We start from the raw sequence: 24,969 nt of genomic DNA on the forward strand, positions 1-24,969 counted from the left end.
TCGCAAGCTTTCCAGGAAACAAATTCGATGGCACGTTCAGCCCTTCTCAATGTGATGGTTCAGGCCGCCCTCAAGGCGGGTAAATCTTTGTCGCGTGACTTCGGTGAAGTGCAGAACCTTCAGGTTTCGGTCAAGGGACCGAGCGATTTCGTATCGCAGGCGGACCTCAAGGCTGAAAAGATCGTGCGCGACGAGCTGATGAAAGCCCGCCCCACCTACGATTTTCTGGGTGAGGAAGGCGGCGAGGAAAAGGGCAGTGATGGTGCGCATCGCTGGATCGTCGACCCGCTGGATGGCACGACCAACTTCCTGCACGGCATTCCGCATTTCGCCGTTTCCATCGCGCTCGAGCGTAACGGAGAAGTCGTAGCCGGCGTGATTTTCAATCCCGCGACCGACGAACTCTACACCGCCGAGCGTGGCGGCGGCGCGTTCCTTAACGATCGTCGTATCCGCGTTGCCGCGCGGAAGGCCTTGACGGATTGCGTCATCGGCTGCGGTGTGCCGCATCTCGGTCGCGGCAATCACGGCAAATTCCTTGTCGAACTTCGCCATGTCATGGGTGAAGCAGCCGGCATCCGCCGCATGGGTGCTGCAGCACTCGACCTTGCCTATGTTGCAGCAGGTCGCCTCGACGGTTTCTGGGAAGCAGAGCTTTCGCCGTGGGATATGGCGGCCGGTCTGGTGCTGATTCGCGAAGCTGGCGGGTTCACCTCCGACGCCAAGGGCGGCGCGGATATCTTCGGCAGCGGCAGTGTTGCTGCCGGAAACGAATATATCCACAAGGCACTTGTGGAAGTTGCCAACCGTCCGATTCCGGGTCGTTGATCGATTTCGGCAGAAAACCTGCCGTTTAATCCAGGTTTTAGGCGCCCGGCGAACTATCGCCGGGCGTTTTTGTTTTTTCGGTCTTCGGTCAAGCCGGCTTTCGTGAAATGCCTGTGACGAAAGACAGGCTTTTCGCTTCAAATCGTCGCAATTTTCAAATAGCGTCCGGTTGATACGTGACCGAAGGGAATGCGAACGTTATGGCGGATTCGGAGTTGCTCGATCTCGGCGTGGAGAAGCCGGTGACCACACGGCAATACAGCCACAAGCTGTCCAGCCCCACACCGTTTCTGTGGACGATGGTTCTGTTTCTGATCCTCGTCGGCTTTCTGGCGGCCATTCTTTACCGGCAGGCGCACACGGCCTTCATGACGAATCCGGGCTTGAACGGCTTCATTCTCGGCGTTCTCGTCATCGGCATCATTCTGGTATTCACCCAGACCATGAGCCTGCGTTCGGAAGTCCGCTGGTTTAACGCATTCCGGGCCGCCGGCAGCGCCGAGAAAGTCGGCCGCGCTCCAAAACTGCTGGCCCCCATGAGCACGTTGATCGGCAAGCGTGGCGAAGTCCGGCTTTCTGCAGTTACGCAGCGGACAATTCTCGATTCCATCGCGACACGCCTTGATGAATCGCGCGATACTTCACGTTATCTTGTCGGCCTTCTGGTGTTTCTCGGCCTGCTCGGCACCTTCTGGGGTCTGATCGGCACCATCGGCGCCATCAGCAATGTCATTCAGTCGCTCGATCCCAGCGCCGGCACCAGCAACGATATTCTAAGCTCGCTCAAGTCCGGTCTCACCGCGCCGCTTTCCGGCATGGGAACGGCGTTTTCCTCGTCGCTCCTCGGCCTTTCAGGCTCGCTGATCCTCGGTTTCCTCGATCTTCAGGCCGGCCGTGCCCAGAACCGTTTTTACACCCAGCTCGAAAACTGGCTGTCGTCGGTGACGGATACGTCGGCGGATGGGCCAAAGGAATTCAACGCTGAACCCGGCGCAATGGTCAGCACTGAGCGCTCGCTCGCCGCCATGACGAGTCTTGCTGAAGGCATTCAAGGTCTGGTCAAGAACATGCGCAGCGAGCAGCAGATGTTGCGTGACTGGATCGAGGCGCAGCAGGAGGAATCGAAATCGCTTCGCCGCACGCTCGACCGGTTGTCGACACGTATCGACGGCGAGACAAAATCCTCCGGACGCACCCGGCACGATAACGGGAGCGAGTAGCCATGGCGCTTGCGCGCAACCGCCGCCGCGACAGGGGTGTGGATTATTGGCCGGGTTTCGTCGATGCGCTGTCGACGCTGCTCATGGCCATCATGTTCCTGCTGACGGTCTTCGTGCTGGCGCAATTTGTTCTGTCGCGGGAAATTAGTGGCAAGGACGAGGTGTTGACCCGCCTCAACAGCCAGATTGCCGAATTGACCGAACTTCTGGCCATGGAAAAGGGCAGCAAGCAGGATATCGAGGACGCGCTGGCGAGCCTGCAATCAACCCTTGCCGCATCTGAAAGCGAGCGCTCACGCCTGCAGTCGCTTCTCGATGCGGGATCGGGCAACAATGCAAGCGCCAATGCCCGGATTGGCAGCCTGACCGGCGAGCTGGATGACCAAAGACAGGCCAATTCCCGCGCCTCCGCACAGATCGAATTGCTCAACCAGCAGATTGCGGCGCTCAGGGCGCAGATCGCATCGGTGGAAGCCGCCCTGCAGGCGTCGGAAGCCAAGGATACCTCATCACAAGTCAAGATCGCCGATCTCGGCCGCCGTCTCAATGTTGCGCTGGCGCAGCGGGTTCAAGAACTCAACCGCTATCGTTCTGATTTTTTTGGGCGTCTGCGTGAAATCCTCTCGGATCGCGAAAACATTCGCATCGTCGGCGACCGCTTTGTCTTCCAGTCCGAAGTGCTCTTTCCATCCGGTGGCAACGACCTCAATCCGCAAGGGCAGGCGGAGATGGAGAAGCTGGCGGCCGCGCTGATCGATCTTGCCAAGGAAATCCCCACCGAGATCAACTGGGTTCTGCGCGTGGATGGCCACACGGACAATGTCCAGCTTTCCGGGTCCGGCCGCTTCCGTGACAATTGGGAACTTTCCTCGGCACGCGCAACCTCCGTGGTGAAGTTCCTGATCTCCAAGGGTGTTTCGGCCAACCGGCTGGTCGCTGCCGGTTTCGGTGAATATCAGCCGATTGCCGAAGGCGACACGCCGGAAGCACGCCAGCAGAACCGCCGTATCGAACTGAAGCTCACCGAGCGCTGACACCTTAAGCCGTATCATAGCGGTTGCCTTGAGCTGCAAGTGAATTTACGTTCGCGTAAACGTAATTCTGTCGCATCTGGGAGGAGCTGATGGAGCGATATGATGTGATCGTTGTCGGCGCGGGGCTTGCCGGTCTGGTCGCAGCGACAGAGGCTGTTGAGCGCGGTTTCAGTGTTTGCCTTGTGGATCAGGAGGGGGAGCAGAACCTTGGCGGGCAGGCCTTCTGGTCGCTGGGTGGTCTTTTTTTTGTTGATAGTCCCGAACAGCGCCGAATGCGGGTGCGCGACAATCTCGATCTTGCAAGGCAGGACTGGTTCGGCTCCGCCGGTTTTGATCGCTTGGAAGATCATTGGCCGCGCCGCTGGGCGGAGGCTTATCTCAATTTCGCCGCAGGCGAGAAACGTGAATGGCTGCATCGGCTGGGCATGCGCTGGTTTCCCGTGGTCGGCTGGGCCGAGCGTGGCGGTGCCCTTGCTCATGGCCACGGCAATTCCGTTCCGCGTTTCCATGTCACCTGGGGCACTGGCCCCGGTGTGCTGGCGCCTTTCGTTGAAAAGGCAAAGATCATGACGGCAAGCGGTCGGCTCACCTTTCGGTTCCGCCACCGCGTCGATCATCTGGATATCACCGACGGCAGGGTGACGGGCATTTCCGGTGTTGTTCTTGCCAGGGATCCGGTGTTGCGCGGGCAACCAAGCAGCCGGGAAGAGCAGGGTGATTTTGTCCTTTCGGCCTCGGCGGTCATCGTCAGTTCCGGTGGCATCGGCGGCAATCAGGAACTGGTGCGGCGCAACTGGCCGTTGGAGCGGCTGGGCAAGCCCCCCGCGACCATGGTCTGTGGCGTGCCTGCGCATGTGGATGGCCGTATGATCGCTATTACGGAAGCAGCGGGCGGAACGGTCATCAATCGCGACCGTATGTGGCATTATACCGAGGGCGTGAAAAATCACGATCCGATCTGGCCGGACCATGGCATTCGTATTTTGCCCGGCCCCTCGTCTTTCTGGTGCGATGCGGATGGAAACCGGCTCGGAGCACCCGCGATGCCGGGCTTCGATACACTCGGCACGCTTAAGATGCTGGGCGAACGCGGCAGCGGTCACAGCTGGTTCATTCTGACCAAGGCAATCATCAAGAAGGAATTTGCGCTTTCTGGTTCGGAGCAAAATCCGGATCTGACGGGCAAGGATGTGCGGCTACTGCTTAAACGGTTGGGCAAGGAGCCGCCGGGGCCGGTGCAGGCTTTCATGGAACGCGGCGAGGATTTCGCCGTCCGTGATACGCTGGAAGAACTCGTGGCGGCGATGAATACCATAAACGGGGACAATCGGCTGAATATTGACCACATCCGCTATCAAATAGAGGCACGAGACCGGGAGATCGAAAACGGTTTCAGCAAGGATGCGCAGGTTACGGCGATCCACGGAGCGCGGCGTTATCTTGGTGATCGGGTTGATGCGCACTGCAAAACCACATCGGTTGCTAGACCCGACAAAAGGGCCGCTGATTGCGGTGCGCCTGCATGTGTTGACTCGCAAGACGCTTGGCGGTTTGCATACGGACCTAGAGGCGAGGGTGCTGGACGCGGCCGGCAACCCTGTTCCGGGCCTTTATGCTGCCGGAGAGGTGGCAGGCTTCGGCGGAGGCGGCATGCACGGATATAATGCGCTGGAGGGCACATTCCTCGGCGGTTGCCTGTTTTCGGGCCGTGTCGCGGGGGGTAGCGTGATGGCTTAAGCCCACACGGCTCACGCTTGAGCGCGCAGTTCGTCCGGCCCTGTCTGGAATTGCAGCCGGGCAAGTCTCGCATAAAGGCCGTTCTGGCGGATAAGGCTCTGGTGCGTGCCTTCCTCGATGATACGGCCCTCATCCATCACCAGAATGCGGTCAGCCTTCAGCACAGTGGCGAGGCGATGGGCAATGACGATGGTGGTGCGGGTGTTCATCAGCTCATCGAGCGCCTTTTGCACCAGCGTTTCGCTTTCGGCATCCAGTGCGGAGGTCGCTTCGTCAAGAAGCAGGATAGGGGCGTTACGCAGGATGGCGCGGGCAATGGCGATGCGCTGGCGTTGACCGCCGGAAAGCGTTACGCCGCGCTCGCCCACCTGCGTGTCATAACCATCGTTCAGCCGGGCGATGAAGCTGTCTGCCTGAGCGGCGATAGCGGCCGTGCGCACTTCTTCGCGTGTCGCAGCCGGACGACCGAATGCGATGTTATCGTGGATGGAGGAGGCAAAGATCGCCACATCCTGTGGAACAATGGACAGTCGCGCGCGCAGATCGGCAAGGCTAACATCGCGGATATCGACGCCATCGATGGTGATGCGGCCCTCCTGCGGATCGTAGAATCGCATCAGCAGCGAAAAGACCGTGCTTTTTCCCGCCCCGGAAGGGCCGACGATGGCGACGGTTTCGCCGGCATTGACCTTGAAGGAGAGGCCGGAGATGATCGGGCCACCGGTTGCGAGTGGATAAATGAAACCGACATTCTCGAATGTCGCTTCGCCGCGCGGCGGCTGAACCATCGAAACGGGTGCTGACGGCTCGGCAACGGGCGAGCGCTCGTTCAGCAGTTCGGAAAGCCGTTCAGCCGCGCCGCCCGCCTGCGCCAGTTCACCCCAGACTTCGGAGAGCTGGCCCAGGCCGCTTGCCGCGATGACCGAATAAAGCACGAACTGGCCAAGCGTACCCGCTGTCATGCCGCCGGACAAAACGCTTTGCGCGCCATACCAGAGAATGCCGACGACGCTGCCGAAAACGAGCGCGATGGCGACGGCGGTGAGGATGGAGCGGGCGCCTATCGCCGCCCGCGCACCCTGATAGGCCGCTTCTACGGAGGCGCCGTAGCGGGCATTTGCAAGCGCCTCGGCGTTAAAGGACTGCACGGTGCGGCTCGCCCCGATCGTTTCCGAGGCATAGGCGGCGGAATTGGCCAATGTGTCCTGCGTATTGCGGGAGCGGGCACGAACCGAGCGCCCAAAAGCAATCAAAGGAAAAACGATGAACGGGATGGCCAGGAGCGCGAGGCCGGAAAGGCCGGGGCTGGTATAGATCATCATCGCCACCGCGCCGCAACACATGATGATGTTACGCAGCGCAACGGAAGCTGAGGAACCGAACGCCGAGCGAATCTGTACGGTATCCGCGGTCAACCGCGAGGTCAGCTCTCCCGAGCGGTTGGCATCGAAAAACTGCTGCGACAGCGTGGTGAGATGAGCAAAGACATCCCGGCGCAGATCGGCAACGACCCTTTCGCCGATGGTCATGACATAATAATAGCGCATGGCGCTGGCGAGAGCGAGAAGGACGGCAATGGCCAGAAGCACAGCGAAGTAGCTGTTGATCATGCCACCGTCCGGCGTCTGGAAACCGTGATCGATGATGCGGCGAACGGCAAGCGGCAAGGCAAGCGTCGTGGCGGAAGAAAGCACAAGCGCAAACAGGGCCGCCGCCATCAGGCCGCGATACCGCCTGAGATAGGGAAACAGGCCAAGCAGCGGCTTCAGGTTTCTCTGTTTAGCCGCTTTCTGCTCTTCAATGTCTGCCACGTCCGCTACACTCCTCGTTCCGTGCCGTTTTTCGGCCTTTTGCGGGTGAATTTCCGGCGCGCGGTAAAATTCTAGTCCCTGCGGCCATCTCCTTTCACAAGGGGATAGCAGGCTCTTGTTATCTGGGCGACCTTCATGTATAGGCTCCGCATCGAATTGGGAAGCCATAGCCCATCAGGACTATGGCTTCATTTATTGAAATGGCTCAGTTGACGCAATTGCGGCAAATGGACCGCACGTCACTTAACCAGGAAGATTGTCATGAAGGCTGATATCCATCCCGCTTATCACACGATCAAGGTCGTCATGACCGATGGCACCGAATACGAAACCCGCTCGACCTGGGGTTCGGAAGGCGCAGTCATGAACCTTGAAATCGACCCCAAGTCCCATCCGGCATGGACGGGCGGCAACCAGCAGCTTATGGACCGCGGCGGTCGCGTTTCCAAGTTCAACAAGCGTTTCGGCGGCCTCGGCCTCTAATCCACTTGTGGACGGATCATTTAAAAAAGCCCGGTTTTACCGGGCTTTTTTGTTGTCTGTCGATCCGGTGAAACGAGCCCATTGTAGGCCAAAACAAAAAAGCAGGCCCATGAGCCTGCTTTTCAAATTGTCCGGATAAGGTCGTCTTTTCTCAGTTGATCGAGAAAGCCGTGCGCAGAAGGTTAAGCTGCGCCTGCACGCTGTTTTCGTTGTCAGGTACCTTGGTGGCTTCGGACGGGCGGTAAATTTCACGGTCGAGAAGGGCAACGCGGTTCTGGAGGCGGAGCGACCGCTCGATGAGGTCACGGAAGGACTCAGGCAGGTCGTTCCAGCCCGGAGCGTTGCGATCGACGTTGAAGCTGTCGAGCCGCACCTTGCTTTTTTCGCTGAGAACCTGATCGCGTGTCATCTCGCCATTGTTGACGGCGCGCTGCAGAAGCAGCCAGGACGCCATCTGCATCAGGCGGGTGGTGAGGCGCATCGATTCTGCCGCGTAAAGGACAGACGCCATGCGCGGCAGAACCTTTGAAGCGGTACGACCGGCTCCATCAAGATAGCTCGCCGTTTCCTCAACCAAGGTCATGCCTTCGGTATAGAGGGTCTTGAACTGGTTGGAAGCAGCCGCGCGACCCGCAAAGCTAATGGTATTTAAAACCTGTTCCGACATTTTCTTTGAATCCCTGCTCACGCACCACACTGTCAGGCAACGACGACCGGTAATATTTTGTTCCGGCCTTTAGTGTTTTCAGGATGGTATCTTTACCTGAAATGCGCAAGGCAATTATTAAAGAAGGGTTAATACCCACAGTTTTACGAAATCCGGTGATCGGTAAAAAAAGAGCCGCGAAAGCGGCTCTCAAGGTAAAACAGGGAGAAAAATCAGACCAATTCGCCGTATGGAGAAGATGCCTGAGGCCCAGAAGAACTGGACATGTATAGTAATCTCTCAGAAAGCTTAATTTTTGGTTAATGGTAAACGAAAGACTGCATCAGAATCGTTAATCTCGTATGCCTTTCCGGCAGCAGCTTATCGAGTTAAGACTTGGCCGGAGGTTTTGCTGAAGGCCGCCTGTCAGGACCGGAAGAGGTTCTCCGCCGCAAGCCGGCCGGCAGACTTCCTTTTCCTCTCCTCTTCAAGTCGGGTGATTTCGGTTTGAAGAATGTCGATGCGGTTGCTCAGCTCGTCCACCGAAAGAAGGCTGAGATCGCTGCCGATCTCATGCGCTACCGGTTTTTGCGGACGGTCATCGTCCAAGAGGCTCATATGCCTGCTCCTTTTTCAACATGGTCGCCATCGTCCTCGGGATATTGCGGCGCGCGCGGGTCAAGCGCAATGCTTTCCGGTGTCACGAGCGGTGAGGGCGTTGTCGGCATCATCGTCGAGAAATTGTCCTTTTCGGCGTTCGAAAGCGTGGCGCGCTGACGGCTTCTGATGATGGCATAGGCCGTGATCAGCACATGGGCGACGGCTGTCACCAGGAACAGCGCATAGGGGCCGGAATAGGTCATGACCGCGCCGCCGAGCGTCGGGCCGATGATGGTGCCGATGCCATAAAGCAGTAGCAGTCCACCGGAAACCTTGACGAAGTCTTCCGATGCCGCAAAGTCGTTGGCATGCGCCACGGCGATGGGATAAAGCGCGTTGGCGGCGGCGCCGTAAATGGCGATCATCGGAATGAGGACATAGACATCATGCGGCTGCACGGCCGCCACGGCCAAGCCCGCAACCGCGCCAAGCCCCGCCAGTCCGGCAAGCACATAACGGCGGTCAATCCGGTCCGAAAGGCGGCCTGCTGGAAACTGGGCGAGCGCGCCGACGAAAATCGTGACTGAAACCATGATGGCGATCATGGTCGGATCAAGGCCCGCCCGCGCGCCGAAAACGGCGCCAAGCGTACCGTAAGCACCATTGGCGATGCCGATCATCAGGATACCGACGAAGGAGACCGGCGAATTCCGATAGAGGGCGGGTAAGTCCAGCTTCACCTTTTGCAAGGGCTGGGGACTGGCAGCCTTAGAAAGCGTGGCCGGCAGAATGGCGATGCAATAGATGATGCCGCAGATCATGAACAGCGAGCTATTGCTGATATCGCCCATCGGCACGATCATCTGCCCAGCCACGACGCCAAGCAGCGTTATGGCGATATAGAGCGAAAAGATCATGCCGCGGCTCTCATTGGTCGCGCGCTCGTTCAGCCAGCTCTCGATGATCATGGAAGTGCCGGCGGTGCAGAACCCTGTAAGCGCGCGGAGCGTAATCCACCAGACATCATCGATAACGAGGCCGGTCATCAGCACGGTCAGGCAGACAAGCGCCACGAAGGAGGCAAATGCCCGCACATGCCCCGCACGTCGCACGATGGCGGGCGCCACAAAACACCCAATGACGAAGCCTGCCGCCCAGGAGGTGCCGAGAAAGCCCAGAATTTCATTGGAATAGCCTTCCGCCGAACCGCGCATGGGTAGCACGAGACCCTGAAGGCCGTTACCGAGAAAAAGAAACAGAGTGCTGGATAAAAGAGCGAATACGGGTAGAAGATTTCTGCTCATGAAGACACTCTCATGCGTTCGAACGTATGGTCGGCAGGCCATAAGACGGGGGTTACCCGAATGAGTTGCACTCTTCTGGTGAACGGTAAAAATGTCCAGCCTGTGACGATGCAGAAATAAAGAAAAGGCTCAATAAATGACAAAGGCGATCGGCCTTTTTTTACTGCTGGCGATGATTGTGCAGATCATCCGCCCCTTGGGCCTGCCCGGCCTCAAGAAAAGAGGCGATTGCTGGAAGATAGCGGTTGCCGCCTTCGTCATCTGGTCGGCGACGCTGCTTTTGCGCCCATAAAGAAAAAGCCGCCCAAGGGGCGGCTTCAATTTTTTATAAATGCCTGGGGCTATGCCTCAGGCAGCCTTTTCGAGTTCCTGCTTCCAGTTGCCCTTGGCAGCCAGGGTGTTCATCATCGCGCGGTGTGTGAAAGCACGCTGGCCGGCCGCGACATTTTCCTGCTTACCGCCCCACGCCTTGAGTGCGGTGTCCTGAAGGGCGCGGCCGTACGAATAGGTCAGCGACCAGGGCAGGTCGTAACCGGCATTCATGGCGGAGAGATGTGCCGTCGCCTCTTCGGAGGACTGGCCGCCGGAAAGGAAAGCGATGCCGGGAACGGCAGAAGGCACGGTCGCCTTCAGAACCTTCACGGTCTTTTCCGCCACTTCATCAACGGAAGCCTTGCGGGCATTCTTGCCGTCGATGATCATGTTCGGCTTGAGGATCATGCCTTCAAGGTTGACGCGGGCGTCGAACAAATCCGCGAACACGGTCTGGAGAACCCATTGCGTGACTTCCGCACAGCGATCGATATCGTGCGTACCGGGTTCGCCGTCCATCAGCACTTCCGGTTCCACGATCGGCACGATGTCTGCCTGCTGGCAGAGGGCAGCGTAACGAGCGAGCGACTGGGAGTTTGCCTTGATCGAACCCCAGCTCGGACGCTGATCACCGATGGTGATGACGCCGCGCCACTTGGCGAAACGCGCGCCGGCTTCATGGTACTTGCGCAGGCGCTCATACAGGCCGTCAAGGCCTTCGGTTATGAATTCACCCGGGTGGAAAGCCATCGGCTTGGCGCCGATATCCACCTTGATGCCCGGCAGGCTGCCGGCGGCCTTGATGATGTCCACGAATGGCGTACCGTCGGCGGCCTTCTGGAACAAGGTTTCTTCGTAAAGGATGACGCCGGAGATGCACTTCTTCATGGCGTCGTCGGAGCGGAACAGCATTTCGCGATAATCGCGGCGGGCGGTCTCGGTTGATTCCAGGTTGATGCTGTCGAAACGCTTCTTGATCGTTCCTGTGGATTCGTCGGCGGCGAGCAGGCCCTTGCCGTCTGCAACCATTTTGATTGCGATGTCTTCGAGACGTTCGGTCATTTGCTATTCTCCCAAGGCACAATAAATTCCCGATAACAGAAGTTCCAGGGCAGGGAAATGGCATGCTAACTCATTGAAACGATTGAAATCATTTCAATCGTTTGAAACTTTCCTCCCATGCGCACTTACCAAAAAACAAGGCCGGCCAAGCATCGCTTGTCCGGCCTCGTGTCAGGCAAGTGTGGGAAGTCTACTTGGCGGCGGTCAGGATGGCAACGCCCGGCAATTCCTTGCCTTCCATCCATTCTAGGAAGGCGCCGCCTGCCGTCGAGATATAGGTGAAATCGTCCGAGACTCCGGCATGGTTGAGTGCCGCGACCGTATCGCCGCCACCGGCGACGGAGACGAGCTTGCCGGCCTTCGTGCATTCGGCGGCATGTTTTGCGGCAGCAACGGTTGCCGCATCGAAGGGCTCGATTTCGAAGGCGCCAAGCGGGCCGTTCCAGACCAGCGTTTCCGCGCGCGAAATCCAGGCTTTGATGCTTTCGACCGATTTTGGGCCGACATCGAGAACCATGGCGTCAGCGGGAATGGCGTTGATATCGACGATTTCATTTGCCGCACCGGCCTTGAATTCGCGGGCAACCACGCCGTCTTCCGGCAGTACGATCGCACAGCCGGATGTCGCCGCCTCGATCATGATCTGTTTTGCGGTTTCGGCAAGGTCGTGCTCGCAGAGGGACTTACCGACTTGTGCGCCACGCGCGGCAAGGAAGGTATTGGCCATGCCGCCGCCGATGACGAGGGCATCGACCTTCTTGACGAGGTTCATCAGGAGATCGATCTTGCTGGAAACCTTGGCGCCGCCGACAATGGCGACGACCGGGCGAACAGGCTGGCCAAGGCCTTTTTCCAGCGCCTCAAGCTCGGCCTGCATGGTGCGACCGGCATAGGCGGGCAGATGACGCGCCAAGCCCTCGGTGGAGGCGTGCGCACGGTGCGCGGCAGAGAAGGCGTCGTTCACATAGATATCGCCATTGGCTGCCAGAGCCTCGACGAAGGCGGTGTCATTCTTCTCTTCGCCTTTGTGAAAGCGGGTGTTTTCCAGAAGCAGGATATCGCCATCATTCATTTTCGCGACTGCGTCGGCTGCCGGCGCACCGATGCAATCGGATGCGAAGAAAACGGCGTGATCCAGCACTTCCTCGACCGCAGGCACGATCTGGGAGAGCGACATGTCGGCGACAGGTTCACCCTTGGGGCGACCGAAATGGGCGAGCAGAATGACTTTTGCGCCTTTTTCGGAAAGCTCCAGAATGGTCGGTGCAACCCGCTCGATACGGGTGCTGTCCGTCACTTTGCCATCCGCAACCGGCACGTTGAGATCAACACGGACAAGGACGCGCTTTCCGGCAATATCGTTAAGGTCATCGATGGTCTTGAAGGCGGGCATAGGTCGATCCTGATTTCGTTGCGAGTTCGGGACGGACCATACTATGCCTGATTGCCGACGCAAGCCGGTCAGGCCTCATTTTCTCTTGCCTCGTCTGAAGGCGCGGAAATGCCCTTGCCGGCAGCGGTGGAGCCCGACTGGCGTCGCTGCGCCAGATAAGCGCGCACGCGGCGGAGAATTTCCGAAAAGCTGATAAAGATCGGTAGGCCGATAGCCGGTTCGACCGGCTCAAGCGAAATTCCGATCCCGGTAATCGCCTCATGTTCGTCCAGCGCCCGAACGATGAGAACAATAGAACCAAGGCGCACCCGGTCGGCATAATCTGCCTTGCCAGAAAGGCGCGCCTCGATCAGTTCCGCGATGCTCATGGCATGCTCGTTGGCCGAAATAAGGCCGGGGCCGTAGGCGGCGTCAAGCTCCGTGGCCGGACGCGCGGGAGAGATTGCAAAGATTCCGAAGAAATCGGCGTCGTCATCCGCAACCGGCAGGGCGCTTGCAAACAGCCGGTCGATCAGCCGCGTATAACCGGGCGCGATAAAAAGATAGACGAGATCATTCTCGCGCAGGCGCCCGGCATATTGGTAGCGAATGGATTTGCCATCACGCACGACGAGCGAAGGCATCGCCCAGCGGGGAATTCGCTCGCCCTGCATGATGGCGCTGCCTTTGGCCACGCGGTAGGAAATCAGTTCGTGATTGGCAGTGCCGGGAAGGTCCACTTCCAGTTTGTCGACATCACCCATGCGCGGCGGCACGATCAGCCCGAGCCGTGTTGCCACCGGCTTGATGGTCCAGCCTTGCAGCAGAAGCGACACGAGCACGATGATGAAGGCGGCATTGAAATAGATTTGCGCATCGTCCAGCCCGCCAAGAATGGGCATGATGGCAAGCAGGATGGAAACCGCTCCACGAAGGCCCACCCATGCCACGAAGGAGGTTTCCTGCTGGGTATAGTTGAAGGGCATGAGGCTGAGCCACACCGCAAGCGGGCGGGCGACAAAGATCAGGAAAAGCGCAAGCAGCACGGCCGGAATGGCAATCGCTGGAAATTGCGATGGCGTTGCCAGAAGGCCGAGCATCAGGAACATGATGATCTGGGCAAGCCAGGTCAGCCCTTCATGGAAACGGCGGATGGTCTCCTTCGCAAAAATCCGGCGGTTGCCGGCAACGATGCCCGCCACATAGACCGCAAGAAATCCACTGCCGCCAATAGCGCCGGTGAAGGAGAAGACCAGCAGGGCAAGAGCCAGCACGAAGATCGGCGCCAGCCCGCGGTCGGCAGCGAAACGGTTGACGACTGTTGCGATCATGACGCCGCCGAGCAGGCCGAAAATAACACCGAGACCCATTTCCTCGACGAACAGCAGCAGGAAGCCGGTGTCGATGCCGGCCAGTCCCTGTCCCTTGGCGATGATCTCGACCAGCGCGACGGTGAGGAAAATCGCCATGGGATCATTGGTGCCGGATTCGACCTCAAGCGTTGAGCGGACCTGATCGCGGATATGAATGCCGCCGATGCGCAAGAGAAAGAATACGGCTGCCGCATCCGTAGAAGCGACGATGGCGCCGAGCAGCAGGCCTTCCAGCCACGACAGTCCGAGCAGCAGGGCGGCAGCGCCTGCGAAAAACACGGATGTGAGGATGACGCCGACGGTGGCGAGGGCGACGGCGGGCGCTGCCGAAAGCCGGAAGGATTGTATCGACGTACCGAAACCGGAATCGAAAAGGATGACGGCGAGAACGAGCGAGCCGAGCATATAGGCGAGCGGATTGTTGGTGAACTGGATACCGAGGCCATCCACGCCTGCCGCAAGGCCAATCATCAGGAAGAGCAGCAGGAGCGGTGCGCCGAACCGGAAGGCGATGAGGCTTGAGAACGCTGCGACGAGAACCAGAACAGTTGCCACCAGCAACAGAAGATAAAATGATTCCACGTCCACCGCCTCTTTCAAACCGCGCTGGCCGTCGCAATCAATGCCCTGCACGTTTGCAGTCAATGCGCCACGGGTTGCGGTCTGTCAGCGCTGTTGTGGGTGGCGATGAAAGGCGACGCAAGGCGGGGTGTATCGAATGATACGGCAGGGCCGAAGTGCATTGCGCACGACCGTTGTCCCTGTTCTTCTTGTCCGTTTCAAAGTGGACCAGACGAAGGCAGGAAATGGGATTTTTTTCGGCGCCCGGACGAAACGTTCATGGCGTGTAGCGCTGTGGATGTTTCGCGCAAACAATTCGCATGCCGGCGTTTCGACGTAACATAGAGACAATGCAGCTACGTTAGTTGTCGCGTCCGAGTTGCTTTCACCATGACCGGAGCGATCGGATGAAACGGAAATCCATTACTATATTTATTGCCTTGCTGGCGGTCGGCCCAATTGTTTCGGGCTGTTCTAGCACGGAACAGACGGCTGAAAACATGGCCGCCCAACGCGAGCGTTGCCGGGTGTTTGGTTACCCTGAAGGTTCGCGTGATTTCGCTGACTGCATGATGAAGCTTTCCATGCAGCAAAGCGATTTGAGGCAACAGACTTTCGATACGATCTGGAGCGGTAGCAGTTCGGATCAGATTATCATCAACAACAAGAAATAACGGGTTGTGCAGTTCATCAGACTTGGTCGGTTTGGTCTCATGCGCCTCTTGCCGGGCGATGGTTTTCGATCCGAAACGCCCCGCCTTGCTTCAGGAGCGATACCGGCGGGTCCCTCGTCCCGCCGGCAATTTTTTGGCAAAGAAAAACCGGCAGGATTGCGCCTGCCGGTTTTTCGTAATTCGCGAACCGTGGTGCTTGTTCAGATGGTCTTCGCAAATGCGACGGCCGTATCCGACATGCGGTTGGAGAAGCCCCACTCGTTGTCGTACCAGGAAAGAACGCGCACGAACTTGCCTTCCATGACCTTGGTCTGATCGATCGCGAAGATCGAGGAGTGGCTGTCGTGGTTGAAGTCGCGGGAGACCAAAGGCTCTTCGGTGTAGCCGAGAATGCCCTTCAGCTTGCCGTTGGAAGCGGACTTGATTGCTTCGTTGACTTCCTCAACCGTCGTGTCGCGCTTGGCGATGAACTTGAAATCGACGACCGAAACGTTCGGGGTCGGAACGCGGATCGACGTACCGTCCAGCTTGCCCTTGAGGTGCGGCAGAACGAGGCCAACGGCCTTGGCTGCACCCGTCGAGGTCGGGATCATGGAAAGGGCTGCGGCGCGGGCGCGGTACAGATCCTTGTGCATGGTGTCCAGCGTCGGCTGGTCGCCCGTGTAGGAGTGGATCGTTGTCATGAAGCCGTGATCGATGCCAACGACGTCATCGAGAACCTTCACAACTGGCACGAGGCAGTTGGTGGTGCAGGACGCGTTGGAAATGACCAGATGGTCTTTCGTCAGCTGATCGTCGTTGACGCCGAAGACAACCGTGAGGTCAGCGCCGTCAGCAGGAGCGGAAACGATGACGCGCTTGGCGCCTGCCGTCAGGTGGGCAGCGGCCTTGTCGCGGGCGGTGAAGATGCCGGTGCACTCGAGCGCGATGTCGACACCCAGTTCCTTGTGCGGCAGCGTTGCCGGATCGCGAACGGCCGTAACCTTGATCGGCTTGCCGCCGCCAACGATGATCGTGTCGCCTTCGACCTTCACATCTGCCGGGAACTTGCCGTGGATCGAATCGTAGCGCAGCAGGTGGGCGTTGGTTTCAACCGGGCCGAGGTCGTTGATGGCAACGACTTCGATATCGGTGCGGCCGGATTCGACGATGGCACGCAGAACATTGCGGCCGATGCGGCCAAAGCCGTTAATGGCAACTTTTACAGTCATTTATAGTCTCCCGAACAAGATATGTGCTTGGTCTTTGCGGAATGTGAGGGCTTGGGAAGCCCTCATGCAAGTTTTGCCTCGACTGCGGCGACGACAGCTTCCGCCGTGATGCCGAAGTGCTTGAAGAGATCCTTCGCCGGCGCGGACGCACCAAAGGAATGCATGCCGACGAAAGCGCCGTCGGAGCCGATGAAGTAATCCCAGCCCTGGCGGATGGCGGCTTCCACCGCAATTTTGACCGGAGCCTTGCCGATGATGGCGTTGCGGTAGGTTTCCGGCTGTTCCTTGAAGAGCTCGAAGCAGGGAACGGAAACGACGCGGGCGGAAACGCCCTTGTCCTTCAGCGTCGCTGCAGCCTTGAGCGCTACTTCCACTTCCGAGCCGGATGCAAAGATCGAAACCTTGGCATCGCTTGCGGATACGAGTTCGTAGGCGCCGTAAGCGGAAAGGTTCTTTTCTTCGTATTCCTTGCGCGAAGGCGCAAGGTTCTGGCGGGTGAGCGCCAGTGCCGAAGGACGATGCTTCTGCTCAAGCGCCAGCTGCCAGCATTCCGCCGTCTCGGTTTCATCCGCCGGGCGGAAGACGAGCAGGTTCGGGATGGCGCGCAGCGCGGCGATCTGCTCCACCGGCTGGTGGGTCGGGCCGTCTTCGCCGACGCCGATGGAATCATGCGTCAGAACGTGGACGACGCGGATGCCCATCAGGGCAGCCAGACGGATCGACGGACGGCAATAGTCCGAGAAGATCAGGAAGCCGCCGGCATAGGGAATGAGACCGCCATGCAGTGCGATACCGTTCATCGCTGCTGCCATGCCGTGTTCGCGGATGCCGTAATGCAGGTACCGGCCGGAGAAGTCCGTCGGCGTGATGGACTTCATCTGGCTGGTCTTGGTGTTGTTGGACGGCGTCAGGTCGGCCGAGCCGCCGATCATTTCCGGCAGGATGCCGTTGATGACTTCAAGCGAGTCTTCCGAGGCCTTGCGGGTCGCAACGGTCGGGTTGTTCTCGATGATCTTCTTCTTGAAGGCATCGATCGCGCTGTGGAAGTTGCCGGGCAGATCGCCGGCGAAGCGGCGCTTGAATTCGGCCTTCTTGCCGGCTTCAGTGGCTTCGAGACGGGCTTCCCAGTCCTGACGGGTCTTGGTCGAGCGCAGGCCGGCGAGACGCCATGCATCCAGCACGTCTTCCGGAATGACGAAAGCTTCGGCTTCCCAGTTGAGGCTCTTGCGGGCGGCGGCGATTTCTTCGGCGCCCAGCGGGTTGCCGTGAACCTTGTGGGTACCCTGCTTGTTGGGTGCGCCGAAACCGATCACGGTCTTGCAGGCGATGAAGGTCGGGCGGTCGGATTTATGTGCAGCTTCGATCGCGGCGGCAATCGCATCCGGATCATGGCCGTCGACGCGTATGGTGTTCCAGTGAACAGCCTGGAAGCGGGCGATCTGGTCGGTGCTGTCGGAAAGGCCAACTTCACCGTCGATGGTGATGTTGTTGTCATCCCAGAACAGAACGAGCTTGTTGAGCTTCAGGTGGCCGGCAAGCGCGATGGCTTCATGGCTGATGCCTTCCATGAGGCAGCCGTCACCACACAGCACATATGTGAAGTGGTTCTGCAGATCGGAGCCGAATTCTTCTTCCAGCTTGCGTTCGGCGATTGCCATGCCAACGGCGTTGGCGATGCCCTGGCCGAGCGGGCCGGTCGTCGTTTCGATGCCGGTCGCGTGGCCATATTCGGGATGGCCGGCGGTCTTGGAGCCGAACTGACGGAAACGCTTGATCTCGTCGATAGTCATGTCCTCGTAGCCCGTCAAATAGAGCAGCGAGTAAAGCAACATCGAACCATGGCCCGCAGACAGCACGAAGCGGTCACGATCCGGCCACAACGAGCTCTTGGGATCGAACTTCAAAAAGCGGGTGAAAAGAACAGTGGCGACATCAGCTGCGCCCATCGGCAGGCCGGGATGGCCGGAGTTGGCCTTCTCTACTGCATCCATGGCAAGAAAGCGGATTGCATTGGCCATCCGGTCGTGTTTGTCGCGAGAAATCATGGCTTTTCCGTCTGTTTCCGGGTGAAGGGAGATAGTTTTACGCAACTATCCAAAAAGCGGGTTGATCCATAGCAGGTGAGGCAGGCAAGTCAATAAATCCACGGGCAATTGCGGTTCTCTCAAGGATAAAAATCGTTTAGCAAAACGGGTGTCTCGAGAAAAATCGTGCGATATGTGTCGCCGTTTCCTCGTTCATCCACAGAGCAAAACGCCTCAATGCACTGGTTTGATTGACGTGATGATAAATCGGGTAATAACCTCTTGGATGTTGAAAAGGCCTGAAACCGGACGATTCGGCCGGTTACTTGCGAGTTGGAAAAAACGATGTCGGCTGAGAAGACCGTACAATCTGCGGTGACGGAGCTGAGCGCTGCCATCACAAATCTCGAAAATGCCATCGATATGCGTATCGAACGGCAAAGGGAGACGGGCGAAATCGATAACGAGGTCAAGCGGGTCCATGTCGATCGCGCAAGGCTCGCGCACGAGCTGGACCAGGCCGAGTTTCGCGCCAATCGTCTCGAAGAAGTCAACCGCGAGGTTTCCCGCCGTCTGGTGACGGCGATGGAGACGATTCGCGCGGTGCTGGATCGATAGGGAGCGGTTTCATGGCGCAAGTTACTGTTATGATCGACGGCAAGGCCTACCGCATGGCTTGCGAGGCAGGGCAGGAAGAGCACCTGACCGATCTCGCTACCCGTTTTGACCGTTATGTGGGGCATCTAAAGAGCCAGTTCGGCGAAATCGGTGATCTGCGATTGACCGTCATGTCGGGCATCATGGTGATGGACGAACTTTCCGAGCTCAACCGCAAGATCGAAAAGCTGGAGGGGGAAATAGCGTCCCTTTCTCGCAACCGCGACGGTATGGCCGAACACAAGGCAAGATCGGACGAGATGGTTGCCGTTGCCATCAGCGATCTGGCCGACCGTCTGAACGGTATTACCGAAAAACTCCTGGCGCGGCCAAAGCCTGCGGCGCATTGATCGCCGGCAAAGCTTTCCAGCAACAAAATTCGTTCGTGGCCCTCTGGTGGTTTGGTTGGATACGTCCTATATCTAAGAGGCGTTCTGCGCTTCCCGACAGGAACCACAATCCCTGGGGCCATACTCGATCCAAAGGGAGCTGTCCCTGGCCAGTCCCGTGGGGCTGGACACATGGCGCCCACCTACATTTGTAGGCACCCAGGATCGTAAATCTCCATCGGTCGCCGTGGATCGCACTTGAAGTTTCGGGTCACTCCCCGATTCTTCTTCTGACTCATATAGTGTCGACAGTTATTTTTCATTGCTGCCGGAGACGGCTTTTTTATGCTGCTGTCATTGCAATGGCGGAACAATTCCCTATTATCTCAATTGGTATGTCTGTCATGCCCTTTTTTTTGAAAGAGGGCGCTGCGGCCAAAACCGCGACGTGCCGTTCAACAGCCCAAAGAGCTAAACTTGTTTACTGAAATTATGATCGTGGTCCTGCTCACCGTATTGAACGGTGTGCTTGCCATGTCCGAGCTTGCCGTTGTCTCCTCCAGACCGGCGAGGCTCAAGGTGCTTGCCGCGCACGGCAGCAAGGGCGCCACGATGGCGCTCGGTCTTTCCGAAAATCCCGGACGCTTTCTTTCCACGGTGCAGATCGGCATCACGCTGGTCGGCGTTCTCTCCGGTGCGTTTTCCGGCGCCACCCTCGGCGCCCGGTTCACGGCATGGCTGTCGGTGCAGGGCGTCCCTGATCGGGTTGCCGATGCGTTGGGCGTGGGCTCCGTGGTCGTCGCCATCACGTATTTGTCGCTGATCGTCGGCGAACTGGTGCCGAAGCAGATTGCGCTGCGCGATCCGGAAAAGATCGCTGCCCGTGTTGCACCCACCATGGTGATGCTCTCTAAGGTCGGCGCGCCGCTGGTCTGGTTTCTCGACAAATCCGGCAAGGCCATCCTTGCGCTTCTCGGCCATAGCGGCACGTCCAATGCATCGGTCACGGATGACGAAATCCGCACGGTTCTGGCGGAAGCTCATAGCGCCGGCGTCATCGAAACCGAGGAATCGGCGATGATCACCAGCGTCATGCGCCTTGCCGACCGTAATGCCCGTGGCCTGATGACGCCGCGCCGCGACGTGGAAGTCGTCGATATTGAAGACAGTGCGGAAGAAATCCGTGTTCAGCTTCGGGAAACGCAGCGTTCCCGCCTGCCCGTGCGCAACGGCGCTTCCGATGAAATTCTCGGCGTGCTTTTCGCCAAGGACGCTTTCGATGCGCTGGCATCCGGCAAGGAGCTGAATGTGCGCGAGCTTCTGCGCGAAGTTCCCGTCGTCTCGGATCTGACGAGCGCTGTCGATGTCATCCAGTCATTGCGCCGTTCCACCGTGCATATGGTGCTGGTCTATGACGAATACGGCCATTTCGAAGGTATCGTCAGCTCTGGCGACGTCCTGGAAGCAATCACAGGTGCCTTCCAGGAAGACAATGACGAGGAGCCGGCGATCGTCGAGCGCGAGGACGGTTCGTTCCTCGTTGCCGGCTGGATGCCCGCCGATGAGTTCGCTTACCGCATGGGCTTCCAGATCGACGAAGACGCCGAGTTCGAGACCGTTGCCGGTCTGGTGCTTGACGAGTTCCGTCGCCTGCCGGAACTGGGCGAACACATCACCCGCAACGGCTGGCGTTTTGAGGTCATAGACCTTGATGGACACCGTATCGACAAGGTGCTCGTGAGCCGGGCTGCCTGATGTCTGGCGACATCGCCGAAAAAGCAAGGCTGCGCGGCGAAAGGCTTGCCGCGCGTGATGCGTTGCCACAAGCCGAGCGTCAGCAAAAAAGCGAGGCGATGACGGCATATGGTGCATCTGCCATTCCGTTCTCGCCAGGTGCCGTTATTTCCGGTTTCATGCCCATCCGTTCAGAGGCCGATATTCGGCCGCTGATGGAGGCACTGCGGACAAGAGGCGGGCGCCTCGCCCTTCCCGTTGTGCTGAACCGGGAGACCATCGTTTTCCGCGCCTTTGATGCGGATGCACCGCTGGTGAAGACGGGCTTCGGCACGACCGGTCCGGCGGAGGACGCAGAAGTTCTCGATCCGGATATTCTGCTCGTCCCGCTCTCCGTCTTTGACGGGCAGGGTCAGCGTATCGGTTATGGCGCGGGTCATTATGATCGCGCTATTGCGAGATTGCACAGCAAAGGCCGAGCCCCCGTTCTCATCGGCGTCGCATTTGATTGTCAGGAAGTGCCATCCGTGCCGGCGGAGCCACATGACGTGCCGCTTCAGGCGGTTCTGACGGAGAGTGGCTTGCGCTGGTTTTCGGCGTAGCCGTTGATGACCGGTCGGAAAAAGGCGCTTTAGCACTTTTTAAAAGATGGATTACCCGTTAGAGGGGACGGAATTTAGGAACATGCGCAAGATCGGGGCGGGTGAATGAGGCTTCTTTTTCTCGGAGATATGGTTGGCAAGACCGGACGCACGGCTGTCTGGGACAGGTTGCCCGGGCTTATTTCCGATCTGAAGCTCGATTTCGTCATCGTTAATGGCGAAAACGCCGCCGGTGGTTTCGGCATCACCGAGGATATCTATCTCGAAACCATCAATGCCGGTGCGGATGTGGTGACGACCGGCAACCATGTCTGGGACCAGAAGGAGGCCGTTTCCTTCTGCGAGCGCCATGACCAGTTCCTGCGGCCAGCCAATTATCCCGATGGTACGCCGGGCAAGGGCTCGGGCATCTTTTACGCCCGCAACGGTGCGCGTGTGCTTGTCGCCAACATCATGGGCCGGGTCTTCATGCATCCGGAACTGGACGATCCCTTCAAATCGGCGGAGAACATTCTCGCTGCCTGCCCGCTGAAGGAGCAGGCCGACGCCATCATCTTCGATTTCCACGCGGAAGCGACGAGCGAAAAACAGTGTTTCGGTCATTTCGTTGATGGACGTGCAAGCTTCGTCGTCGGCACCCACACCCATGTTCCGACTGCTGACGCCCAGATCTTGAACGGTGGCACGGCCTATATGTCGGACGCCGGCATGTGCGGTGACTACGACAGCTCGCTTGGCATGGAAAAGGAAGAGCCGATCAACCGCTTCATTTCCAAAATGCCGAAGGGCCGTTTCGAAGCCGCCAGTGGACCTGCGACGATCTGCGGCGTCGGCGTCGAGATTTCCGACCGGACCGGCCTTGCGGAAAAGATCGCACCGCTGCGAATTGGCCCGAGGCTCTCCGAAACCCTCCCGTCCTTCTGGGCGTGAGCTTTCGGCTTCTAGCGCTCATCATCCGTTCACAATGACGAGATCGTGAGCGTTCCGCCGCTGTTGGCGCTGGACGCCCTGCAAAACCTGCCTCATCTTCCTTTCTTCGCAAGTTCGAGGGAGTGGCATGATGCTGCGCGTGCTAATGCTTGCAATGGCCGGACTGGTTGCGTGCGCGGGAGCGGCCTTTTCCCAGGCTGGAAGCCGCCCTCCCGTCAGCCAGTGCCAGGCAATCGCCCGCAACATTCCCGGCGTCATGTTCGCCAGCTTCAAACCGGCAGGTGCCCAGCTGGCGCAGGCCACGGCTAAGGAAGAGGTGAAGATCAGCTTCATCGGCCATTCCACCTATCTCATCGAAAGTCCTGGCGGCGTGACGATCGCCACAGATTATAATGGCGTCTATCGCCCACCGGTCACGCCGACAGTGGTGACGATGAACCGGGCGCATATGACGCATTTCACTCTTAGTCCGGATCCGGCCATTCAGCATGTGCTGCACGGTTGGAGCGATACGCCCGGAGAAAAGGCCGAGCACAAGCTTCTGGTCGGTGATGTCTATATCCGCAACGTCGCGACTGACATTCGCAACCGCTGGGGCGATTACGAATCCTTTCAGGAAAACGGCAATTCCATTTTCATCTTCGAGGTTGCGGGGCTGTGTATCGGCCATCTCGGCCATCTGCATCACGAACTGACGGACAAGCATTATGCCGAAATCGGTCGTCTGGATGTGCTGATGGTTCCAGTGGATGGTGGTTTGACGATGGGGGCCGACAGCATGAGCCGCGTGGTCAAGCGCCTGCGCTCCGCACTGATCTTGCCCATGCACCGCACCGGGCCGCCGTTGGAGCAGTTTCTGACGATGTTTGGGGAAAGCTTCCAGATCGCCTACGCAAAAGATGCGATCATCCGGGTCTCAATGAGGAACCTTCCCCGCCAGCCGCAGATACTGGTGCCAAAAGGCATGTAGTAAAGCGACCGGCGAGGAAAGTCGGGGGAGTCGTATCTCAGGCGAAGGCGAGGTGCTGGCGAACGCCGACATCAGGCATTTTATCGTCGGACATATTGGCCTTGGCGATTTCCCAGCCGAATTTTAGCGTGCTGTCAGTCGAGGCCCAGATTTCCGCGTCGTCAACATGCAGCGCCAGCATCGTCAGTTGCGGATCGCTCTTACCGTGCTCGTACCAGGCTGCGGTTACGGAGTTCCAGTATTCTTCGATCTTTGTCCTGTCGTCGCGCGCCTCGAGCACACCCGAGAGGCAGGCGTGATAATCATGGTCCTTGCCGACGACACAAAAATGCGCCCGCGAACCCGGCTTCAGCGTTTTGACGAGATCGGTGTCTTTCTTGGAGAAAAACCAGATCGTGTTGGTCTTGGGGTCGGCGTGCGGTGCCATCGGCTGCATATGATTGTGCAGGCCCTCGAGGCCAAGCATGCCGGCATGGACCGAATTGACCTCATCCCAGAGCTGGCGGGCAGGGTTTTCTCTTGCTTCAGTCAGGCTGACCATGTGTTTCCTCCGTTGGGTTTGCTGCGGCGACCGGGAGGGTGAAAAATGTCCCGCTCTTCCGCTTTCATTGTCAAAACGAAAAGCGGATAAATCAGTTCCTTATATTCTTGCGGCCAAGAGAAAGCGCTTGCGGGCTTGAACGGCGGGCATATCGCACTTATAAGGCCCGCAATCTCCAAATTAAGACAATCAGGTTTTCCATGGCTGGTCATTCACAGTTCAAGAACATCATGCACCGCAAGGGCAAGCAGGACTCCGTTCGGTCCAAAATGTTTTCCAAGCTTGCGCGTGAAATCACCGTTGCGGCAAAGGCGGGCATGCCCGACCCGAACATGAACGCGCGCCTGCGCCTGGCAATTCAGAACGCCAAGGCCCAGTCCATGCCGAAGGACAATATCGAGCGCGCGATCAAGAAAGCTTCCGGTGCAGACAGCGAAAACTACGATGAGGTCCGTTACGAGGGTTACGGCCCGGGTGGCGTCGCGGTCGTCGTCGAGGCCTTGACCGACAACCGCAACCGCACCGCCTCCAACGTCCGCTCCATCTTCACCAAGGCTGGTGGCGCACTCGGCGAAACCGGATCGGTTTCCTTCTCCTTCGACCGCGTCGGTGAGATCACTTACAAGGCCGAAGTCGGCGATGCCGACAAGGTCATGGAAGCGGCTATCGAAGCTGGTGCCGACGATGTCGAATCTTCTGAGGACGGTCACACCATCATCTGCGGTTTCGAGGCGATGAACGAGGTTTCCAAGGCGCTGGAAGGCGTGCTCGGCGAAGCTGAAAGCGTCAAGGCCATCTGGAAGCCGCAGAACACGGTGCCGGTGGATGAGGAAAAGGCGCAGTCGCTGATGAAGCTCATCGACAATCTCGAAGACGATGACGACGTGCAGAGCGTCTATTCCAACTTCGAAGTTTCGGAAGAAATTCTCGCCAAGCTTTCCGCCTGACGGTTCA

At 58.5% G+C, this 24,969-nt stretch carries 23 protein-coding genes, 1 other RNA gene and 1 pseudogene; 15 read left to right on the forward strand and 10 right to left on the reverse strand.

Annotation, left to right across the window (positions count from 1 at the left end):
• The first annotated feature begins 27 nt into the window (after window positions 1-27).
• From QE432_RS05020 to QE432_RS05035, 4 genes and pseudogenes are all read left to right on the forward strand, one after another.
• Complete coding sequence (locus QE432_RS05020; protein ID WP_003511424.1) at window positions 28-828, forward strand: inositol monophosphatase family protein; 801 nt, start codon at window positions 28-30, stop codon at window positions 826-828.
• A gap of 200 nt (window positions 829-1,028) precedes the next feature.
• Window positions 1,029-2,048, forward strand: coding sequence for a hypothetical protein (locus QE432_RS05025; protein WP_035199661.1), 1,020 nt, complete (start codon window positions 1,029-1,031; stop codon window positions 2,046-2,048).
• A 2-nt stretch (window positions 2,049-2,050) separates the two neighbouring features.
• Window positions 2,051-3,082: a peptidoglycan -binding protein gene (locus QE432_RS05030; protein ID WP_035199659.1), complete on the forward strand. Its 1,032-nt coding sequence runs from the start codon at window positions 2,051-2,053 to the stop codon at window positions 3,080-3,082.
• A gap of 89 nt (window positions 3,083-3,171) precedes the next feature.
• Window positions 3,172-4,819, forward strand: a pseudogene (locus QE432_RS05035) (FAD-binding dehydrogenase).
• A gap of 11 nt (window positions 4,820-4,830) precedes the next feature.
• Here QE432_RS05035 and QE432_RS05040 read toward each other — a convergent pair.
• On the reverse strand, window positions 4,831-6,630 hold the full coding sequence (locus QE432_RS05040; protein ID WP_065704434.1) for an ABC transporter transmembrane domain-containing protein: 1,800 nt from the start codon (window positions 6,628-6,630) through the stop codon (window positions 4,831-4,833).
• A gap of 261 nt (window positions 6,631-6,891) precedes the next feature.
• Between QE432_RS05040 and rpmE the strand changes: the two genes are divergently transcribed.
• The gene (gene rpmE / locus QE432_RS05045) at window positions 6,892-7,113 is read left to right on the forward strand and encodes a 50S ribosomal protein L31 (protein ID WP_003506183.1); all 222 of its coding nucleotides are present in this window, start codon (window positions 6,892-6,894) and stop codon (window positions 7,111-7,113) included.
• A 151-nt stretch (window positions 7,114-7,264) separates the two neighbouring features.
• Here the strand turns inward: rpmE and rcdA are convergent, their stop codons facing one another.
• From rcdA to QE432_RS05060, 3 genes are all read right to left on the reverse strand, one after another.
• Complete coding sequence (gene rcdA / locus QE432_RS05050) at window positions 7,265-7,780, reverse strand: protease adaptor protein RcdA (RefSeq protein WP_003511419.1); 516 nt, start codon at window positions 7,778-7,780, stop codon at window positions 7,265-7,267.
• A gap of 405 nt (window positions 7,781-8,185) precedes the next feature.
• Window positions 8,186-8,377, reverse strand: coding sequence for a DUF1192 domain-containing protein (locus QE432_RS05055; RefSeq protein ID WP_003511418.1), 192 nt, complete (start codon window positions 8,375-8,377; stop codon window positions 8,186-8,188).
• Window positions 8,374-9,663 carry an MFS transporter gene (locus QE432_RS05060; RefSeq protein ID WP_003511417.1) on the reverse strand — a complete coding sequence of 430 codons (1,290 nt, stop codon included), beginning with the start codon at window positions 9,661-9,663 and terminating at the stop codon, window positions 8,374-8,376. Before QE432_RS05060 ends, QE432_RS05055 begins: the two co-directional genes overlap by 4 nt.
• Before the next feature lie 136 nt (window positions 9,664-9,799).
• Between QE432_RS05060 and QE432_RS05065 the strand changes: the two genes are divergently transcribed.
• A complete protein-coding gene (locus QE432_RS05065) occupies window positions 9,800-9,955 on the forward strand; it encodes a hypothetical protein (RefSeq protein ID WP_013761835.1) in 156 nt (51 codons plus the stop codon).
• 56 nt (window positions 9,956-10,011) lie between these two features.
• Here the strand turns inward: QE432_RS05065 and QE432_RS05070 are convergent, their stop codons facing one another.
• The 3 genes from QE432_RS05070 to QE432_RS05080 form a co-directional block, all read right to left on the reverse strand.
• Window positions 10,012-11,037, reverse strand: coding sequence for a class I fructose-bisphosphate aldolase (locus tag QE432_RS05070; RefSeq protein ID WP_003511414.1), 1,026 nt, complete (start codon window positions 11,035-11,037; stop codon window positions 10,012-10,014).
• Window positions 11,038-11,227: 190 nt separating this feature from the next.
• Window positions 11,228-12,430: a phosphoglycerate kinase gene (locus QE432_RS05075; RefSeq protein WP_003511413.1), complete on the reverse strand. Its 1,203-nt coding sequence runs from the start codon at window positions 12,428-12,430 to the stop codon at window positions 11,228-11,230.
• Window positions 12,431-12,498: 68 nt separating this feature from the next.
• On the reverse strand, window positions 12,499-14,364 hold the full coding sequence (locus QE432_RS05080; RefSeq protein ID WP_026330715.1) for a potassium/proton antiporter: 1,866 nt from the start codon (window positions 14,362-14,364) through the stop codon (window positions 12,499-12,501).
• Between the two features lie 386 nt (window positions 14,365-14,750).
• Between QE432_RS05080 and QE432_RS05085 the strand changes: the two genes are divergently transcribed.
• A complete protein-coding gene (locus tag QE432_RS05085; protein WP_003511410.1) occupies window positions 14,751-15,017 on the forward strand; it encodes a hypothetical protein in 267 nt (88 codons plus the stop codon).
• A gap of 200 nt (window positions 15,018-15,217) precedes the next feature.
• On the opposite strand, the gene gap is transcribed toward QE432_RS05085, so the two are convergent.
• Together gap and tkt are read right to left on the reverse strand one after the other, a co-directional pair.
• Complete coding sequence (gap, locus tag QE432_RS05090) at window positions 15,218-16,228, reverse strand: type I glyceraldehyde-3-phosphate dehydrogenase (protein ID WP_003511409.1); 1,011 nt, start codon at window positions 16,226-16,228, stop codon at window positions 15,218-15,220.
• A 62-nt stretch (window positions 16,229-16,290) separates the two neighbouring features.
• Window positions 16,291-18,273, reverse strand: coding sequence for a transketolase (gene tkt / locus QE432_RS05095; RefSeq protein WP_065704432.1), 1,983 nt, complete (start codon window positions 18,271-18,273; stop codon window positions 16,291-16,293).
• Window positions 18,274-18,597: 324 nt separating this feature from the next.
• On the opposite strand from tkt, the gene QE432_RS05100 reads away from it, so the two are divergent.
• From QE432_RS05100 to QE432_RS05130, 7 genes are all read left to right on the forward strand, one after another.
• Window positions 18,598-18,870, forward strand: a complete 273-nt coding sequence (locus QE432_RS05100; RefSeq protein ID WP_003511407.1) for a DUF4164 domain-containing protein — start codon at window positions 18,598-18,600, stop codon at window positions 18,868-18,870.
• A gap of 11 nt (window positions 18,871-18,881) precedes the next feature.
• Window positions 18,882-19,259: a cell division protein ZapA gene (locus QE432_RS05105; protein WP_003511406.1), complete on the forward strand. Its 378-nt coding sequence runs from the start codon at window positions 18,882-18,884 to the stop codon at window positions 19,257-19,259.
• Between the two features lie 78 nt (window positions 19,260-19,337).
• Window positions 19,338-19,496: non-coding RNA, 6S RNA (gene ssrS / locus QE432_RS05110), on the forward strand.
• A gap of 234 nt (window positions 19,497-19,730) precedes the next feature.
• On the forward strand, window positions 19,731-20,993 hold the full coding sequence (locus QE432_RS05115; protein WP_003511405.1) for a hemolysin family protein: 1,263 nt from the start codon (window positions 19,731-19,733) through the stop codon (window positions 20,991-20,993).
• Window positions 20,993-21,574: a 5-formyltetrahydrofolate cyclo-ligase gene (locus QE432_RS05120; protein WP_035199653.1), complete on the forward strand. Its 582-nt coding sequence runs from the start codon at window positions 20,993-20,995 to the stop codon at window positions 21,572-21,574. Before QE432_RS05115 ends, QE432_RS05120 begins: the two co-directional genes overlap by 1 nt.
• Window positions 21,575-21,679: 105 nt before the next feature.
• Window positions 21,680-22,504 carry a TIGR00282 family metallophosphoesterase gene (locus QE432_RS05125; protein ID WP_003511403.1) on the forward strand — a complete coding sequence of 275 codons (825 nt, stop codon included), beginning with the start codon at window positions 21,680-21,682 and terminating at the stop codon, window positions 22,502-22,504.
• A gap of 127 nt (window positions 22,505-22,631) precedes the next feature.
• Entirely contained in the window at window positions 22,632-23,474 is an 843-nt protein-coding gene (locus QE432_RS05130) for an MBL fold metallo-hydrolase (protein ID WP_013761825.1), read from the forward strand.
• A gap of 37 nt (window positions 23,475-23,511) precedes the next feature.
• On the opposite strand, the gene QE432_RS05135 is transcribed toward QE432_RS05130, so the two are convergent.
• Window positions 23,512-24,015 (reverse strand): pyridoxamine 5'-phosphate oxidase family protein, encoded by a 504-nt coding sequence (locus tag QE432_RS05135; RefSeq protein ID WP_003511401.1) that lies wholly within the window; start codon window positions 24,013-24,015, stop codon window positions 23,512-23,514.
• A 200-nt stretch (window positions 24,016-24,215) separates the two neighbouring features.
• Here QE432_RS05135 and QE432_RS05140 point away from each other — a divergent pair, with 200 nt between their 5' ends.
• The gene (locus tag QE432_RS05140; RefSeq protein WP_003497595.1) at window positions 24,216-24,962 is read left to right on the forward strand and encodes a YebC/PmpR family DNA-binding transcriptional regulator; all 747 of its coding nucleotides are present in this window, start codon (window positions 24,216-24,218) and stop codon (window positions 24,960-24,962) included.
• Window positions 24,963-24,969: the final 7 nt, after the last annotated feature.

It is taken from the genome of Agrobacterium sp. SORGH_AS_0745, from assembly GCF_030818995.1.
GTDB classification, from domain to species: domain Bacteria; phylum Pseudomonadota; class Alphaproteobacteria; order Rhizobiales; family Rhizobiaceae; genus Agrobacterium; species Agrobacterium tumefaciens.